Below are 304 nucleotides of genomic sequence, written 5' to 3' on the forward strand. Positions count from 1 at the left end.
TTTCCTTGCCAATGGCAAATGAACCGACGTTGAAGGTCTCCTGGAAATCAGCTTCTGTCAGATGATGGAACGCAGGATCCAGATCAGGTACATCGTCCAGTTTCCACAGGCCGAGGGGATCAAGGTTCGCGTTCTGATGGCCACGGAAGCGGAAGGCGTTGATTAACTGCAGCACCTTGACTTGCTTGGCATCCGTTTCCGGATCGCTGATGGAGGAGTTATAACGTGACGCGTCTTTCGCCAGTCGGCGGAAGTAGTCTCGTGTTTGAGAATGGAGTTGCTCTGGTTTCACACCCACTGTTGG

1 protein-coding gene is annotated in these 304 nt (G+C 52.6%); it reads right to left on the reverse strand.

Annotation, left to right across the window (positions count from 1 at the left end):
- Positions 1 to 304, reverse strand: a 304-nt coding sequence (locus JEM65_RS21375) for a hypothetical protein (RefSeq protein ID WP_199603759.1), incomplete at both ends; no start/stop codon positions are given.

The sequence above is a fragment of the Gelidibacter salicanalis genome, from assembly GCF_016469035.1.
Classification (GTDB): Bacteria; Bacteroidota; Bacteroidia; order Flavobacteriales; family Flavobacteriaceae; genus Gelidibacter; species Gelidibacter salicanalis_A.